Here is a 15,636-nt window from a genome sequence, read left to right on the forward strand (position 1 = left end):
GACCGCGCGGCCCGCGCGCTTACTGCCGGCGGTGGGCGGCGCGGTACTGGCCGGGCGTGACGCCGATGGCGTCGCGGAACACCCGCGACAGGTGGCTGGCGTTGCCGAAGCCGGCCGCCTGCGCGACGCCGGCCAGATCGCCCTTGCCGCTGGCCAGCAGGCCGCGCGCGTGGGCCAGGCGCCGGGCGCGGACCCAGGCGTGCGGCGGCTCGCCGAACGAGGTGTGGAACATGCGGGCGAAGTGGTAAGTGGACAGCGCCGCCACGCCGGCCAACTGGTCCAGCGTCAGGGGCTCGGCGAGGTGCGCGTCGATGTAGTCCATGATCCGACGCCGCACCGCCGGCGCCAGGCCGCCGCGCGCGGGCGACGCGGCCTTGCGCGACACGCCCTGGCGCAACAGGTGGTGCAGCACCGTCTCGGCCGCGCTGCTGGCCGCCAGGCGGTCGGCGGGCGCGTTCCAGTCGGTGTCCAGCAGGGCCCGGCAGACATCGGTCAGCGAGGCGTCATGGATATAGGTGCGGTCGCGCAGTTCCAGCGCACGCGGTTCGCAGTCGAGCCGCAGCACGGCCTCGCGCGCCAGGCGTTCGGGCGCGATGTACAGGTGCAGGAAATGCACCTTGTCGTTCATGCACCAGCGCGAATGGTGTTCGGCGGGCAGCACGCAGAACTTGCCGGCGCCGCCATGCAGCGGATTGCCGATCCGGAATGATTTCTCGCCGCCATGCAGGTAAAGCGACAGCGTGTGGTGTCCGGGCGTGTCATAGCCCAGCGTTTCGTGGGCGCTGCGGCCCCACTGCGAAATGGCGATGCCATCGCCCAGCGAAGCGGCCCGTGCCAGCGTCGCACTGGACGCGGACAGCGTGCGAAAAACGGAGAAGTCGGACGGAGCCGAAGCGGTGGTGCCCATGGAACCGAAATGCTACTGCGATCCCCGCGCGCGTGGCAGGCGCAGGTGCGGAAAAACCGCAAGAACCGGCAATTTTTCCGTCCGCGGCAGGCGCAGACTGGGCGCCGGAGCCCGCGATTTTCGCGGTCCTGGATGTCATGTCCTTTTTGGCCCTGCCGAGCGTCCCAAAGTGAATCTCTTCCTGTATTTCCTGACCGTCATCATCTGGGGCACCACCTGGATCGCCATCAAGCTGCAGCTTGGGGTCGTGGCGATTCCCGTGTCCATCTTCTACCGTTTCGCGCTGGCCGGCCTGGTGCTGTTCGCCGCGTTGCTGCTGACCCGCAAGCTGCAGCGCCTGGATCGTCGCGGGCACCTGTTATGCCTGGGCCAGGGGCTGTGCCTGTTCTGCCTGAATTTCCTCTGCTTCTACACGGCCACGCAGTGGATTCCCAGTGGCCTGGTATCGGTGGTGTTTTCCGCCGCCACGCTGTGGAACGCGTTGAACGCGCGGCTGTGGTTCGGTACGCGGATCGCGCCGCGCGTCATGGTCGCTGGCGCGGTGGGCTTTTCCGGGTTGGTGTTGCTGTTCTGGCCCGAGCTGTCCGGCCAGGAGGCCAGCCACGAGACGTTGCTCGGGCTGGGCTTCGCGTTGCTGGGCACGTTCTGTTTTTCCACCGGCAACATGCTGTCGTCGCTGCAGCAGCGCGCCGGCATCCGGCCGCTGACGGGCAACGCCTACAGCATGCTGTACGGTGCCGCGGTGTTGCTGGCCGGTTGCGCGGCGGCAGGCGTGCCGTTCCGCTTCGATACCTCGTCGGCCTATGTCGGCGCCCTGCTCTACCTGGCGATTCCCGGATCGGTCATTGGCTTCACCGCCTACCTCACGCTGGTCGGGCGCATGGGCCCGGCGCGCGCCGCCTACTGCACGGTGCTGTTTCCGGTGGTGGCGCTGAGCGTGTCCACCTTCGCCGAGGGCTACCAGTGGACGCCGGCCGCGCTGCTGGGCCTGGGGCTGGTGATGTTCGGCAACCTGCTGGTCTTCACCAGGTGGTCGCCGTTCACGCGGCGGTTGGCGGCATAGGGATCAACGCGCTTGCCGCGCCAGGGTGCGCAAGGCGTCGAGCAGGCGCTCGATCTCGTCGTCGCGGGTCAGGTAGCTGACCGAGGCGCGCGCGATCTGCGCCAGGCCGCGCGCCTGCATGTCGAGCGGCGTGTACGGCACGCCGTTGCTGCCGATAGTGATGCCTTGCGCCGCGAGGGCGCGTTGGACGGCGCCGGCTTCCAGTCCGGCAAGATTGAACGACACCAGGCCAGAGCGTTCGCGGCCCTGGTCCAGCACCTCGATGCCGTCGATCGCGGTCAGTCCGGCGCGCAAGGCTTGCGCCACCGTATCGATGCGCGCGCGGATGGCGTCCAGCCCGATATCGAGCGCCTCGCGCAACGCATTGGCCAGGCCGGCGCGCAACGCCAGCGAGGCTTCGGCCGATTCGAAGCGCGCCGCGTCGCCGCGCAGTTGCGGCTGGCCATCGGCGCCCAGCGGCGCGGAATAGGTGTCGACGAAGGCAGGCGCCAAGCGCGGCAGGAAATCACGCCGCACATACAGCAGGCCGGTGCCACGCGGACCGCGCAAGGCCTTGCGGCCGGCGCCGCTGAGCACGTCGCAGCCTACCTCGGCCACGTCCACCGGCAATTGCCCCACCGCTTGCGCCGCGTCGATGAAATACGGCACGCCGGCCGCGCGCGTGACGCGGCCGATGGCGGCGGCCGGGTTGATCAGGCCGCCATTGGCGGGCAGCCAGGTCAGGGCCACCAGCCGCACCCGTTCGTCCAGCATGGCCTGGAGCGCGGCCGGATCGACACAGCCGCTGTCGTCCGACGGAATTGTCTCGATCGTGGCGCCGGTGTGTTGCGTGGCCAGCCGCATGGCAGCGAGATTGCCGCCCCATTCATGGCGGCCCACCAGGATGCGATCGCCGGCACGCCAAGGCCCGAGCGCCGCGAACGCCGCGCCCCAACCGGGCGAGTTGCCGCCGGTCAGGGCGATTTCGTCGGGTTGGGCATTGAGCAGGCGCGCGGCCAGTTGGCGCGCCTGGTCGGTCTGCGCGCGCGCGGCGACACCCGCTTCCATCGGCCCTTGTTCGGCTTCGCGCCGCAGGTGGGCCTGAATGGCCTCGAGCGTGGCCGTGGACGGCAGCGACGCGCCGGCATGGTTGAAGTGGACGGTGGTGCGCGTGCCGGGCGCGGCGGCGCGCAACGCGTCGAGGGCGGCGGGTGTCAGGATGGCGGCGGTCATGGCGATTCCAGGAAGGGCGCGCCGGGCGTGGCCCGGCGCCAGAGGGACATCAGGCGGGCGTGAGGGCGACGACCGCTTCCACTTCCACCGCCACGCCCTGCGGCAGCGAGGCCACGCCGACCGCGCTGCGCGCGTGGCGGCCGGCGTCGCCGAACACTTCCACCATCAGGTCCGACGCGCCGTTGGCGACCGCGCTCTGGCGGTTGAAATCCGGCGTGCTGGCGACGAACACGCCCAAGCGCACCACCCGTGCCACGCGGTCGAGACGGTCGCCGGTGGCGGCGGCGATCTGCGCCAGGAGGCCCAGCGCCGACAGGCGCGCGGCGGCGACGCCGTCGGCCTCGGAGACCTGGTTGCCCAGCTGGCCCAGGAATGCCGGCTTGCCGCCCGCGCGTGAAATCTGGCCGGAGATGTACAGCAGGTTGCCCTCCTGGACGAAGGGAACGTAATTGGCGGCGGGCGCGGCCGCCGCTTCCAGCGCAAGGCCGAGTTCGGCCACGCGGCCGGAGATCGTACGGGTCATGGGGTCACCTGTGAAATGGACGAGGGAATAAGTGATTCCCATGCTATCGGCGCGCGCGGCGCCTGACCAATCAATTCTTGCGCACTACGTATGAGCAAAAGTAATGCGTCAATCGGCGGCCGCGGCCCGCGCCAGCCATGCGTGGAAGGCCTGCGCGGTGGCATCGGCTTTGCCGCGCGGGCTGACGAACCACCAGCCGATGCGCGGATCGTCCAGCGCCGTGCCGGGCAGCGCTTCCACCAGGGCGCCGCTGGCCAGTTGCGCGGCGATCAGGCGGTGGCGGCCCATGGCAATGCCCTGTCCCGCCAGCGCCGCCTCCACCACGATGTTGTAGTCGTGCAGGTGCACTGTCTGGGCCCGGCCCAGGTCCAGTCCATGCTGGCGGGCCCAGGCATCCCACTCGAACGGCAACTGCGCGTGCGAGACCAGCAAGGGGTAGCGCAACAGGTCCGCCGGCACGCGCGGGCGCCGCCGTCCCGCCACCAGAGCGGGCGCGCACACCACCGACAGCCGTTCCGGCATCAGGCGCCGTGCCCGCAGGCCCGGCCAGGTGCCGCGGCCATAACGTATGGCCACGTCCACTTCGCCCGCCGCCACGTCGGCCAGCCCGATCGCCGGCAGCAGCTGCAGGTCGATGTCCGGATGCGTGGCGGCGAAGTCCGGCAGGCGCGGCGCCAGCCAGCGGGTGGCGAACGAGGCCAGCAGGCCGACCCGCAGCGTGCGTCGCGCGACGGTCGGCGCGCGGATCGCATCCGTACCCTGGCGCAGCAGCTCGAAAGCGGCGTGGACCCGCTCGTAATAGGCCTGCCCGGCCGGCGTCAGCGCCACCGCGCGGGTCCGGCGTTCGAACAGCGGCACGCCCAACTCGGTTTCCAGCCGCTGGATATGGTGGCTGATGGCGCTTTGCGTGACGAACAGTTCCTCGCCCGCCAGGCTGAAGCTCAGGCGCCGGGCCGCCGCCTCAAAGGCGCGCAGCGAGACCAGGGCGGGCAGGGAGCGGTGGGAACGCATGAGGCGGGTATGGGAGGCCTGAAACCGGGGGAGCCCCCATTCTCGCAAATCAGGCGCGGGCGTGGAAACGGTTCAGCGCGGCTGGGCGGTGATGGGCTTGCTGCGCAGGATTTCGTGCCGCACGATCTGCAGCGCCTGGACATGCGGCGGCTGGTCAACGGGGATTTCCCAGGCGCGGGCCGCAAACGGCGACGCCGGATCGAGCAGCCTGAAGGCCAGGTCCGTCAGCAGGTAGGACGCCGTGGCCCGGGTGTCGCGTTGTGTTTGCGTCGGCCAGCCGGTCAGGTCGCCGGTTTCGCAGATCCAGAGAATCGCGTTGACCGCATCGGCCTGATGGGCCTTCATTACCGCGACTTCCGGCAGCGCCCGCGAGGCATCGCGAACCAGCCAGGGCATGGCCTGCAACAGGCCGAACACAAGTTCAAAGGCGGTGGTCGAGTCGACGTTCTTCGTACGTTGGGGCATGCGCGGATCCAGGCTGGGACCAAGGCTTTAGCGATGATTCAGCCGCAATCGTAAAACCTTTCGGCCGCGTATCCGGGCCCTTGTCAGCGCTTGACGGGGTGATCGCGTCCGAGTTCGCGCGTGCCGCAAGCCCCGGGCGCGGGACCCTGCCCTGATGCGCGGCCCCAGATGCAAAAGGCCCGCAACCAGGTTGCGGGCCTTTCAGTACTGCATTCTTTGGCTCCCCGAGCTGGGCTCGAACCAGCGACCTGCGGATTAACAGTCCGTCGCTCTACCGACTGAGCTATCGGGGAACAGGTAGAGGGGGCGAATTATGCACAAATTTCGCGGGGAATGCAAAACGGCCCGGATGACCGCAGGGGTTATGACGGTTGGGCGTCAGGGCGATCCCTTATCATGGCAACCAGAAGGTTCGCGACCTCTCACGTTTTTTCCGGATTTCATACATGTCTTCGTTCGACATCCAATTGTTGCTTACCGCCCTGGTAAGCGTGCTGGTGCTGGTCGCACTCATTGTCTCGCGCATCCGCATGCATCCGCTGCTGGCGCTGCTGATCGTGTCCATCGGCGTCGGTTTCGCCACCGGCATGGAGCCCACCGCCATCGTCAAGAACCTGACCGACGGCGCGGGCAAGACTCTGGGCGCGGTGGGCGTGGTGATCGCGCTGGGCGCCATGCTCGGCAAGATCCTGGCGGATTCGGGCACCACCGAGCGGCTGGCCAATGCGATCCTGGCCCGCACCTCGCCGCGCCTGATTCCGTGGACCATGACGCTGGTGGCGTTCATCATCGGCATCCCGATGTTCTTTGAAGTGGGCCTGGTGGTGATGCTGCCGCTGATCTTCAGCGTGGCCCGCAAGCTGGAAGGCCAGGAACGCTTCAGGGGCTCGGCCTACGTGTACGTGGGCGTGCCGGTGATCTCGGCCCTGGCCGCCATGCACGGCATGGTGCCGCCCCATCCTGGCCCGCTGACGGCGATCGCGAGCCTGAAGACCACGGTCGGGCCGACCATGATCTACGGTTTTCTCGCGGCCCTGCCCGCCATGATCCTGGGCGGCCCGCTGTACGGCGCCTTCATCGCCCCGCGCATGACGACCCGCCCGGACGAAGCGCTGCTTGAGCAATTCACCGCCGTCCGCGCGGCCGATGCCGGCCATTCGGTGCCCGGCGTCGGCCTGGGCGTGCTGGCGGCCCTGCTGCCGGCGTTGCTGATGCTGCTGCACGCGGTGGCCGAGATGCTGTTGCCCAAGGCCTCGCCCCTGATGCACGTGGCGGCCTTCCTGGGCAATCCGCTGGTGGCCATGCTGCTGGGCGTGCTGTTCGCGGCCGTGGCGCTGGTGCTGGCGCGGGGCGGCGACGCCGAGAAACTGCGCGACGCGCTCGGCAAGAGCCTCAAGCCCATTGCCGGCATCATGCTGATCATCGCCGGCGGCGGCGCCTTCCAGCAGGTGCTGACCAGCGCCAAGGTCGGCGACGCCATCGTCCACCTGACCCACCAGTTCGCATTTCCGCCGCTGGTGCTGGGCTGGCTGATCGCCATGCTGCTGTCGGTGTCCACCGGCTCGGCCACCGTCGGCATCGTCGGCGCGGCGGGCCTGCTGGCGCCGCTGGCCGGCGCCGATCCCTCGCTGAACCTGCCGCTGCTGGCGCTGTCGATCGGCTGCGGTTCGCTGTTCTTCAACTACGCCAATCACGCCGGTTTCTGGATGGTGAAGGAATCGTTCGGCATGACCATGGGCGAGGCCACCAAGACGATCTCGGTGGTGCAGTCCATCGTGTCGGTGGCCGGCCTGGTCATGGTGCTGTTGTTCAACATGCTGCCGGCGCTGGGGTGAGCCGCGGCACGGGCGCGCCGGAATGCGGCCGCTGCCTGCGCGCAAGGAAACGCAAAAAAACGGCCGAATGGCCGTTTTTTTGTCGGCTGCACGCCGGAACTCCATCAGACAACGCGCAAGCGCGGGAAAATCAGGTCTTCGATAGCAACAGCCGGATGCCGGCATAGGCGAAGGCCGCAGACAGAATGCCCTCTATCCAGCGCCGTGATCTCTGGTAGGCCCGCACCATCAGCGGCGTGGAAAACACCACCGCGTATCCACCGAACACGAAAAGGCCGAGCACGGCGCAACCCATGACGATGGCGGGGAACGTATAGGAGGGCGAGTCGGCGCGCAGGCCGAGCGACATGATGGCAATCCAGGCCAGCACGGCCTTCGGATTGGTCAGGTGCAACAGCACGCCGCGGCGATAGAGTTGCCATGCGTTCGCGGTCGCGCCGCCAGCCTCGGGCGCAGGGCGCCGCGGGGCGAGCGCCGAGCGGGCCGCCTTGCAGGCTAGATAGAGCAGATACAGGCCGCCGGCGACCTTGATGATGAACAGGGCTTCGGCATAGCTCGCCAGGATCGCCGAAACGCCCGTGGCCGCGAGGACCGCCCAGAACAGGCTGCCCGTCGTGACGCCAAGCGCCAGGGCCAGCGCCGATGCCCGGCCCTGGCTCATTGCCACGCCCATGATGGCCATGTTGCTCGGCCCGGGACTCGCCGTGGCGATCAGATAGGTCGCGTAAACCAGCAGCAGCTGGTACAGGTGTTCGGGCGCCATTGGCATCAGGGAATCACCCTGCCGGTAGTTGACGTCTCGGCGTCCTGGACGATATCGCCTCGATAGACGAGGTGGATCTTGTTGCCGTCGGGGTCGCGCAGGTAGGCCCCATAGTAGCCGTTGCCATAGTGGGGGCGCGGGCCCGGAGCCCCCTCGTCCACGCCTCCCGCGGCAAGCCCGAGGGCATGCGCGTGCCTCACCGCCTGCTCGTCGGGCGCGAGGAACGCCACCATGCTGCCGTTACCCGCGGAGCAGGGCTTTCCATCAAACGGCGCGTAGGCGTAGAACCGAGGCAGCGTGGCGCCGGGAACCACCCAGCAGAGCGATGCCGGCCCGCCGTCGGGTGTGACCTGCCGTTGGCGCAGGCCAAGCGGTGCGAGGATCGCATCGTAGAAAACCGAGGCGCGGGCCAGATCGCTGACGCCGACCGTGATGTGACTGAACATGGATCTGCATTTCCCCAATCAAGTGCTTCACAGGCAAGCGATCCTCGCTGCCATGGCCCATCGTGTTACCGCGGCGTTCGGCCCTGTGCGCGGGACCGGGACAAGTATAGCCACGCCGGACTGGCCGGATGGCCGCACTTTCATCGAATCGATCATTTACCGGTGGCACGGCACGCGACGCAATCGCGTGATTGGCGAACTGGGACGTTCGGCCTGACCTTGTGCGCTGAGGGAGGATCCTGGGGGACGCTGATGGTGCCGGTGAAAGGAATCGAACCCTCGACCTTCTCATTACAAGTGAGCTGCTCTACCAACTGAGCTACACCGGCACGGCGCGCCCGGGGGGCACGCGCAGGGACTGCATTGTAATGAAAAAAGGAGATTCTTTCCGGCTCCTGGCGCGCATGCAGGACGGGTGCGGGATCGTCATGCCTGCCGGGTCGCCGTGGCGCAGCGCCGCCTGGCTTCCCAGCCGTGCAGGCGTTCGGCGCGCAGGGCGCGCCACAATTCGTCCGAGCAGAAATAGCCGCTGATGCCGCTGTGCGCAGAGGCCGGCCTGACACCGAATTGGCGCGGCAGCCGCCAGAAGCAGCGGTTCGCGATGGCGGCCTGGTCCAGCACCAGCGGCGTGCCCTTGAGGAACGAGAAGCCGGCGCTGATTTCGTAGCCGGCCCGGCCCATGCCCTTGGAGAATTCGGTCTTTTCGATGATCACGGCGTCGACGCGGGGCGGGCACAGCAGCAGGTGGTAGGTGCGGAAGGGCCGGCTCTTGCGGCCCGGGAGCATGGTTTCGACGTCGATCGGCAGGAAGCGATGCGTATCGGGCTCCAGCGTTTCCATCAGGTGGCGCACCCTCGCGCTGACCACGAACGGCCCGTCTTCCCAACCCAGGATCGCGGGCGCGCGGCTGGCGCCGCGCAGCGTGAGGCGGATCTGTCGCGGGACCTGTGCCAGATCCTCTTCGGACAGGCCGTCGAACAGGCACAGCTTGGCGAGCAATTGGCGGTCGATCTGCGGGACGAATTGCGTCGACGGGCCGCCGGCGGGTGGCATTCCGATCAGGTACGGCATGGGTCTGTGGCGGCTCCTGGCGGGCCGGGCGGTGCGTTGCGCGCGGACAGCGGGCCCGGGTTCAGGCGTATGAGACCGGATTATGGCGATATTTGCAAATGATACGCACTATCGTTCCAGGTTTCAAAGCCACCGCGTCGGGTCCGCTCCGACCCGGATCCGCGGCCGCGAGGCGGCTATGGCGCGGGGTTGGCCGCGAGCCAGTCGCGGGCCGGGCCATGGCCGCGCTCGGCCGCCGCCTGCATCAGCTGGCGCCCCATGGCGGCATCCTGCGGCACGCCCCAGCCCCGTAGATACAGCTCGGCCAGGTTGCCGAGCGCCTGCGGGTTGCCCTGCCGGGCGGATAGTTCATACCAGCGGGCCGCCTCGGCGTAGTCGCGGGGCACGCCAAGCCCCGCGGCGTAGATGTGGCCCAGGTAGAGTTTGCCGAGATCGTCGTTGCCGTCGGCGGCCTGCCGGTATAGCCGCGCCGCCTCGGCGTAGTCCTGGGTCACGCCCTGCCCGGTGCGATACAGGTCGCCCAGTCCCACATAGGCCTGCGTACCGCCCTGCGCTGCCGCCAACCGGTACAGGCGCAGTGCCTCGGCGTTGTCCTGGCGCACGCCCCAGCCGCGCGCGTAGAGCACGGCAAGATTGGTCTGGGCGTTCATGTGGCCCTGCTCGGCGGCAAGGCGATACAGGCTCGCCGCCGCGGCCGGATCCTGTGGGACGCCGCGCCCTTCGATATGGAGATCGCCCAGGTTGGCCTGGCCCGCGCTGCTGCCACGATCGGCGGCGTAACGGAACAGCCGGGCGGCCTCGGCATCGTCGCGCGCCGCGCCCATGCCGTGCAGCGAGAGCAGACCCAGTCCGACATGGGCGGGAACGTCACCCTGCGCGACGGCCCGCCGGAACCACCCTGCCGCTTGCGGCAGGTCTTGCGCCAGGCCGGCCACGAGGCTGTGCTCGCTGGCGTAGATGAAACCAAGCAGCGCCTGGGCCCGGGCATTGCCCGATTCCGCCAGCGCGCGATAGTCGGCCAGTGGCGCCGCGTTGGCCAGCCGGGCCAGCATGTCGTTGTGCATGGCCACCCATTGCGCGTGCGTCACGGCGTCGAGCGCGGCCCGCGCCGTGGCGCTGTCCGCGGCGTTGGCGGCGGGCGCCGGCCGCGGGGAGGCCTGCGCCATGACGGCGGGAGGAAGGCCTCCCGCCAGCGCCACGCAAAGCCATGCGGTCGGGAGGTGTCTCATCGTTCTCTTCGATCAGGGCGGACATCGAAAACGGACGGAAATGCCTGTCGCGCCCCGCCGTCCGCCCGGCGGGGCGAGGACGATGAGGGACGAAGAAACGCCCCTCGGGAGGGGCGTGCAAGATCGGCCAGGTGGCGCCGGCGCGACTGGCCGGAGCGGTGCGCGGGGATGGCCTGTCGGTTCAAGAGAGCCCGGTCCCCGCGCGGCGCGTCATTTGACGATTGTCAGGCGCGGGCGCTTGGGTTCGTCGTCGCCGCCATCGTCGCCCGGCGCGGTGTCCGCGTCGGCTTCGGTCGTGGCCAGGTCGGACGCGCCCGGCGTACCCGGGGCCGGCGGTTCGTAGGGCTGCACTTCGAAGCCCATGCCGGCGCCGGTTTCGCGCGCATAGATGGCGCTGACGGCGCCCACCGGCACGTAGACGTTTTCGGTCACGCCGCTGAAGCGGGCCTGGAATTCGATGAATTCGTTGCCCAGCACCAGGCGGTTGGTGGCCAGCGTGCCCACGTTCAGGGTGATCTGGCCGTCGCGCACGTGGGCGACGGGCACCATGGTGTGCTCGTCGACCTGCACGGTGATGTACGGCGTGTAGCCGTTATCGGTGCACCATTCGTGCAGCGCGCGGATCAGATACGGTTTGGTCGAAGTTTCACCCATCACGCGACAACCTTAGCGACGCATCACTTTTTCCGAAGGCGTCAGCGCTTCGATGTAGGCCGGGCGCGAGAAGATGCGTTCGGCGTACTTTTGCAGCGGAGCCGCGTTCTTGGGCAGTTCGATGCCGTAGTGGTCCAGGCGCCACAGCAGCGGGGCCACGGCCACGTCGAGCATGGAGAATTCCTCGCCCAGCATGTACTTGTTCTTGAGCAGCATCGGGGCCAGCTGGGCCAGGCGGTCGCGGATGTTCTGGCGGGCGTTGGCCAGCTTCTTCTCGTCGGGCTTGGCGCTGCGGTCTTCCAGCGTCGAGACGTGGACGAACAGCTCTTTCTCGAAGTTGTACAGGAACAGGCGGGTGCGCGCGCGCATGACCGGGTCGGCCGGCATGAGCTGCGGGTGCGGGAAGCGCTCGTCGATGTACTCGTTGATGATGTTCGACTCGTACAGGACCAGGTCGCGCTCGACCAGAATGGGCACTTGACCGTACGGATTCATCACCGAGATGTCTTCGGGCTTGTTGTACAGGTCGATGTCGCGGATCTCGAAATCCATGCCCTTTTCGAACAACACGAAGCGGCAGCGTTGCGAAAACGGACACGTGGTTCCGGAATAGAGCACCATCATGGCGAAAAATCCTTTATGAAAAACGAAAGGCCAGCGCCCTAATCTAGCAGGCGCTGGCCCCGATTGCCAGGCGGGGGGTAGGCATACAGCCCTAACCCGCCATTATCCACCCTGGCGAAAATGGGGGCGGATAAGCCTGGCGGGGCGTTGCGGTTAGCGCACGTGTTTCCAGTAAGAGGCGTTCAGGCGCCACATCACCAGGAAGAACAAGAGCAGGAACAACATGACACCGACGCCCAGCTGGACGCGGAAAGTCTGGACGGGCTCGGCCATCCAGGACATGAACGCGGTCAGGTCGGCGACGTCGTTGTCGTATGTTGCGGTTTGGGCCGGGTTGGCGGCCTTGAATTTGGCCTCGAAGGTGGCATGGCCGTGGTAGCTGGCTACCGGCTCGGCCTTGACCGTGGCAAAACCTTGCGCATCGTACACCGTCGTGACCCGTTCCCACGACTTCGGCGCGCCGTCCTTGCCTTCGACCTCGTGCATCGCCACCGTGGTCAGCTCGCGCGGACCCTGCCGTTCCCACAGCGCGTGCGGCATGCCGACGGCCGGGAACACCAGGTTGTTCCAGCCCGTGGCACGCGAGGTGTCGCGGTAGAACGTGCGCAGGTAGGTGTAGATGTAGTCGGAACCCGAGGGGCCGGCGTTGACGGATTTGGCGCGCGCGATCACGGACAGGTCCGGGGGCGTGGTGCCAAACCACTTCTTGGCGTCCTTGGGCGTCATGGCGACATTCATCATGTCGCCGACCTTCTCGCCGGTGAACAGCAGGCTTTCCTTGATTTGCTGGTCGGTCAGGCCAATGTCCTTGAGCTTGTTGTAGCGCATCGACGATGCGCTGTGACAGTTCAGGCAGTAGTTGACGAACAGCTTGGCGCCGTTTTGCAGCGACGCCATGTCGTTGACGCGGTAAGGCGCCTTGTCCAGCGGATAGCCGCCCTCGGCGGCGAACGTGGCGGTACACGTGAGCAGCATCAACGCCACGGCACCAATCAGCTTCTTGATCATGGTCAGTCCGTTATTTTCGTGGGGCTCAGTGGGCGTGGAACGTCACGCGGTCAGGCACTTTCTTGAAAGTGCCCAGGCGGCTCCAGACCGGCATCAGGAAGAAGAATGCCAGGTACAGCAGCGTGCCGATCTGCGACGTGATGTTCAACGGCGGACTGGGCGGCTGCGTACCGATGTAGCCGAGCACCAGGAAGTTGACCATGAAGATGCCGTAGATCCACTTGTGCCAGGTGGGGCGGTAGCGGATCGACTTGACCGGGGAATGGTCCAGCCACGGCAGGAAGAACAGGATGACCACGGTGCCGCCCATGGCGACCACGCCCCAGAACTTGGCGTCGATCACGCGCAGCAGCACGGCCACGACGATCAGGATGCCGGGCACGGCGATGCGCATGAAGCCCTTCAGGTTGCTCTTGACGAGCAGCGCGATGGCGCCCAGCACCGAAGCGCCGGCCAGCACCCACGTGAACTCGTCGGTGGTGGCGCGCAGCATCGAGTAGAACGGCGTGAAGTACCAGACCGGGGCGATGTGCGGCGGCGTCTTGAGCGAGTCTGCCGGGATGAAGTTGTTGAACTCCAGGAAGTACCCGCCCATTTCCGGCGCGAAGAACACGATGAAGGCGAACACCAGCAGGAAGCCCGCGACGCCGACCAGGTCGTGCACCGTGTAGAACGGATGGAACGGAATGCCGTCCTTCGGGCGACCGTACTTGTCCTTCGGGCCTTCCTTGATCTCGATGCCGTCCGGGTTGTTCGAGCCGACTTCGTGCAGCGCCACCAGGTGGGCCGCCACCAGGCCCACCAGCACCAGCGGAATGGCGATGACGTGGAAGGCGAAGAAGCGGTTCAGCGTGGCGTCGGACACGACGTAGTCGCCGCGGATCCAGATCGACAGCTCGGGGCCGATGAACGGGATGGCCGCGAACAGGTTCACGATCACCTGTGCGCCCCAGTAGGACATCTGGCCCCACGGCAGGAGGTAGCCGAAGAATGCTTCGGCCATCAGACAGAGGAAGATCGCGACGCCGAAGATCCAGACCAGTTCGCGCGGCTTGCGGTACGAGCCGTAGAGCAGGCCGCGCAGCATGTGCAGGTAGACGACGACGAAGAACATCGAGGCGCCGGTCGAGTGCATGTAGCGCACCAGCCAGCCCCACGGGACTTCGCGCATGATGTATTCGACGGATTGGAACGCGCGTTCGGCGTCCGGCTTGTAGTGCATGACCAGGAAGATGCCGGTCACGATCTGCAGCACCAGCACCAACAGCGCCAGTGAGCCGAAGAAATACCAGAAGTTGAAGTTTTTCGGTGCGTAGTATTCGGACAGATGCGCTTTCCAGGTGGAGGTCACCGGGAAGCGCCGATCCAGCCAGCCCAACAGGCCTGTCGTCTCGACGGTTTTCTCGCCAGCCATGTAACGGCTCCTTCTCTAATACGTGGCGTATTTGTTTTACTTACGTAATTCGGGAAAAAAGCGCGACGCGAGCGTCAGGCCTTGTTGTCTTCATCGACGCCCACGATGATGCGGGAGTCGGTGAGATACTGGTACGGCGGGACTTCGAGATTATCGGGAGCGGGCTTGTTCTTGTAGACCCGGCCTGCCAGGTCGAACGTGGAGCCGTGGCACGGACAGAGGAATCCGCCTTGCCAGGAGGCGCCCATGCCGCCACCGCCGCCCGTTTCGAAGTGCGAGGTGGGCGAACAGCCCAGATGAGTACAGATGCCAACACAGACGAAGATCTCGGGCTTGCGCGAGCGACCTTCGTTTTCTGCGTATTTGGGAGTGAAGCCGGGGCGTTTGGATTGAGGGTCCGCCAGGAGCGCGTCCTGGGTCTTGAGGCCGGCGATCTGTTCAGGAGACCGGTGGATGATCCAGACCGGCTTGCCACGCCATTCCACGGTTTTCATGGTGCCGACCGGGATATCGCCGATGTCGACTTCGACGGGAGCGCCGGCCGCGCGGGCTTTTTCAGAAGGGGAAAACGTGCTCACAAGCGGTATTGCCGTTGCGACACCTGCTACGCCACCCACAGCACAGGCGGTGGTTACCCAGAAACGTCGCGAAGGATCGGGCGGCAGATTTGGATCAACCGCACCGTCATCATCATGCACCAGCGTATCCTGACTCATCTTCCTATCCTTGTTGATGCGCCCGCTCTACGAGTAGCATCACTTCTGCGGCATCGGCTTCGCGGGAATATGTAACAACATAGCAACCGCGTATTATAGCGCCAGCCTACTGGTGGGCGTATCACGAAGGGAGTGCTTTTATGAGCAAAGCGACTGGTTTCGTCAAAGAATTCCGAGATTTCGCTGTCAAAGGCAATGCGGTTGATTTGGCGGTTGGTGTGATCATCGGCGCGGCATTCGGGAAGATTGTCGATTCGCTGGTCAAGGATATCGTCATGCCGCTGGTGAACTTCGTGCTTGGCGGATCCGTCGATTTTTCGAACAAGTTCCTGGTGCTGTCGATGCCGGCCGGTTACAACGGGCCGATGACGTATGCCGATCTGACCAAGGCGGGGGCCAACGTTTTCGCGTGGGGGAACTTCGTCACGATCATCATCAACTTCGTGTTGCTGGCGTTTGTGATCTTCTGGATGGTGAAGGCGATCTACAAGGCCCGCACCAAGGCCGAGGAAACGCCGGCGCCCGCCGCGCCTGCCGCGACGCCCGAGGATGTGGCGTTGTTGCGCGAGATTCGGGATTTGTTGAAGAAGCAGCCTTGAGGTGAATGGAAGAGCGCCCTGTGGGGCGCTTTTTTATTGGTTCAGTGGGGTTGTTTGCTTGCGGGGGGGCTTCGTAGGCCGCCCGGCGCGGGTGGT

The 15,636-nt window shown here is 66.6% G+C and carries 18 protein-coding genes and 2 tRNA genes; 4 read left to right on the plus strand and 16 right to left on the minus strand.

Going from position 1 to position 15,636, the window contains the following annotated elements; genetic code table 11:
* Positions 1 to 19: 19 nt before the first annotated feature.
* Entirely contained in the window at positions 20 to 907 is an 888-nt protein-coding gene (locus HV742_RS19675) for a helix-turn-helix domain-containing protein (RefSeq protein ID WP_175146196.1), read from the minus strand.
* Between the two features lie 169 nt (positions 908 to 1,076).
* On the opposite strand from HV742_RS19675, the gene HV742_RS19680 reads away from it, so the two are divergent.
* Complete coding sequence (locus tag HV742_RS19680) at positions 1,077 to 1,970, plus strand: DMT family transporter (RefSeq protein ID WP_049070520.1); 894 nt, start codon at positions 1,077 to 1,079, stop codon at positions 1,968 to 1,970.
* 3 nt (positions 1,971 to 1,973) lie between these two features.
* On the opposite strand, the gene HV742_RS19685 is transcribed toward HV742_RS19680, so the two are convergent.
* The 5 genes from HV742_RS19685 to HV742_RS19705 form a co-directional block, all read right to left on the minus strand.
* Positions 1,974 to 3,182 carry an aminotransferase class V-fold PLP-dependent enzyme gene (locus HV742_RS19685; protein ID WP_175146197.1) on the minus strand — a complete coding sequence of 403 codons (1,209 nt, stop codon included), beginning with the start codon at positions 3,180 to 3,182 and terminating at the stop codon, positions 1,974 to 1,976.
* Between the two features lie 49 nt (positions 3,183 to 3,231).
* The gene (locus tag HV742_RS19690) at positions 3,232 to 3,705 is read right to left on the minus strand and encodes a RidA family protein (RefSeq protein WP_049070525.1); all 474 of its coding nucleotides are present in this window, start codon (positions 3,703 to 3,705) and stop codon (positions 3,232 to 3,234) included.
* Between the two features lie 108 nt (positions 3,706 to 3,813).
* Positions 3,814 to 4,716 (minus strand): transcriptional regulator GcvA, encoded by a 903-nt coding sequence (gene gcvA, locus HV742_RS19695; RefSeq protein WP_175146198.1) that lies wholly within the window; start codon positions 4,714 to 4,716, stop codon positions 3,814 to 3,816.
* A gap of 72 nt (positions 4,717 to 4,788) precedes the next feature.
* Positions 4,789 to 5,181: a hypothetical protein gene (locus HV742_RS19700; RefSeq protein WP_054418378.1), complete on the minus strand. Its 393-nt coding sequence runs from the start codon at positions 5,179 to 5,181 to the stop codon at positions 4,789 to 4,791.
* A 217-nt stretch (positions 5,182 to 5,398) separates the two neighbouring features.
* A tRNA-Asn gene (locus HV742_RS19705) sits at positions 5,399 to 5,474 on the minus strand.
* A gap of 153 nt (positions 5,475 to 5,627) precedes the next feature.
* Between HV742_RS19705 and HV742_RS19710 the strand changes: the two genes are divergently transcribed.
* Positions 5,628 to 7,016 carry a GntP family permease gene (locus HV742_RS19710; RefSeq protein ID WP_169536717.1) on the plus strand — a complete coding sequence of 463 codons (1,389 nt, stop codon included), beginning with the start codon at positions 5,628 to 5,630 and terminating at the stop codon, positions 7,014 to 7,016.
* 130 nt (positions 7,017 to 7,146) lie between these two features.
* Here HV742_RS19710 and HV742_RS19715 read toward each other — a convergent pair whose 3' ends face one another.
* Together HV742_RS19715 and HV742_RS19720 are read right to left on the minus strand one after the other, a co-directional pair.
* The gene (locus HV742_RS19715; protein ID WP_198513029.1) at positions 7,147 to 7,779 is read right to left on the minus strand and encodes a LysE family translocator; all 633 of its coding nucleotides are present in this window, start codon (positions 7,777 to 7,779) and stop codon (positions 7,147 to 7,149) included.
* Between the two features lie 5 nt (positions 7,780 to 7,784).
* Entirely contained in the window at positions 7,785 to 8,225 is a 441-nt protein-coding gene (locus HV742_RS19720; RefSeq protein WP_175146199.1) for a VOC family protein, read from the minus strand.
* On the opposite strand from HV742_RS19720, the gene HV742_RS19725 reads away from it, so the two are divergent.
* Positions 8,224 to 8,442, plus strand: coding sequence for a hypothetical protein (locus tag HV742_RS19725; protein ID WP_175146200.1), 219 nt, complete (start codon positions 8,224 to 8,226; stop codon positions 8,440 to 8,442). The genes HV742_RS19720 and HV742_RS19725 overlap by 2 nt on opposite strands.
* A 36-nt stretch (positions 8,443 to 8,478) precedes the next feature.
* Here HV742_RS19725 and HV742_RS19730 read toward each other — a convergent pair.
* From HV742_RS19730 to petA, 8 genes are all read right to left on the minus strand, one after another.
* Positions 8,479 to 8,554, minus strand: a tRNA-Thr gene (locus HV742_RS19730).
* 97 nt (positions 8,555 to 8,651) lie between these two features.
* Entirely contained in the window at positions 8,652 to 9,296 is a 645-nt protein-coding gene (locus tag HV742_RS19735) for an imm11 family protein (protein WP_175146201.1), read from the minus strand.
* Positions 9,297 to 9,472: 176 nt separating this feature from the next.
* Positions 9,473 to 10,525, minus strand: coding sequence for a tetratricopeptide repeat protein (locus HV742_RS19740; RefSeq protein ID WP_175146202.1), 1,053 nt, complete (start codon positions 10,523 to 10,525; stop codon positions 9,473 to 9,475).
* Between the two features lie 210 nt (positions 10,526 to 10,735).
* On the minus strand, positions 10,736 to 11,179 hold the full coding sequence (locus HV742_RS19745; RefSeq protein WP_049070547.1) for a ClpXP protease specificity-enhancing factor: 444 nt from the start codon (positions 11,177 to 11,179) through the stop codon (positions 10,736 to 10,738).
* A 12-nt stretch (positions 11,180 to 11,191) separates the two neighbouring features.
* The gene (locus HV742_RS19750; RefSeq protein ID WP_006388039.1) at positions 11,192 to 11,803 is read right to left on the minus strand and encodes a glutathione S-transferase N-terminal domain-containing protein; all 612 of its coding nucleotides are present in this window, start codon (positions 11,801 to 11,803) and stop codon (positions 11,192 to 11,194) included.
* A 153-nt stretch (positions 11,804 to 11,956) separates the two neighbouring features.
* The gene (locus tag HV742_RS19755; protein ID WP_049070548.1) at positions 11,957 to 12,811 is read right to left on the minus strand and encodes a cytochrome c1; all 855 of its coding nucleotides are present in this window, start codon (positions 12,809 to 12,811) and stop codon (positions 11,957 to 11,959) included.
* Positions 12,812 to 12,836: 25 nt separating this feature from the next.
* On the minus strand, positions 12,837 to 14,225 hold the full coding sequence (locus HV742_RS19760; RefSeq protein ID WP_049070550.1) for a cytochrome b: 1,389 nt from the start codon (positions 14,223 to 14,225) through the stop codon (positions 12,837 to 12,839).
* Between the two features lie 74 nt (positions 14,226 to 14,299).
* Positions 14,300 to 14,941, minus strand: coding sequence for a ubiquinol-cytochrome c reductase iron-sulfur subunit (gene petA / locus HV742_RS19765; RefSeq protein ID WP_006388042.1), 642 nt, complete (start codon positions 14,939 to 14,941; stop codon positions 14,300 to 14,302).
* A 140-nt stretch (positions 14,942 to 15,081) separates the two neighbouring features.
* Here petA and mscL point away from each other — a divergent pair, with 140 nt between their 5' ends.
* Complete coding sequence (gene mscL, locus HV742_RS19770; protein WP_175146203.1) at positions 15,082 to 15,540, plus strand: large conductance mechanosensitive channel protein MscL; 459 nt, start codon at positions 15,082 to 15,084, stop codon at positions 15,538 to 15,540.
* Positions 15,541 to 15,636 lie beyond the last annotated feature (96 nt).

The sequence above is a fragment of the Achromobacter ruhlandii genome (assembly GCF_902859695.1).
Taxonomy (GTDB): Bacteria; Pseudomonadota; Gammaproteobacteria; order Burkholderiales; family Burkholderiaceae_B; genus Achromobacter; species Achromobacter ruhlandii.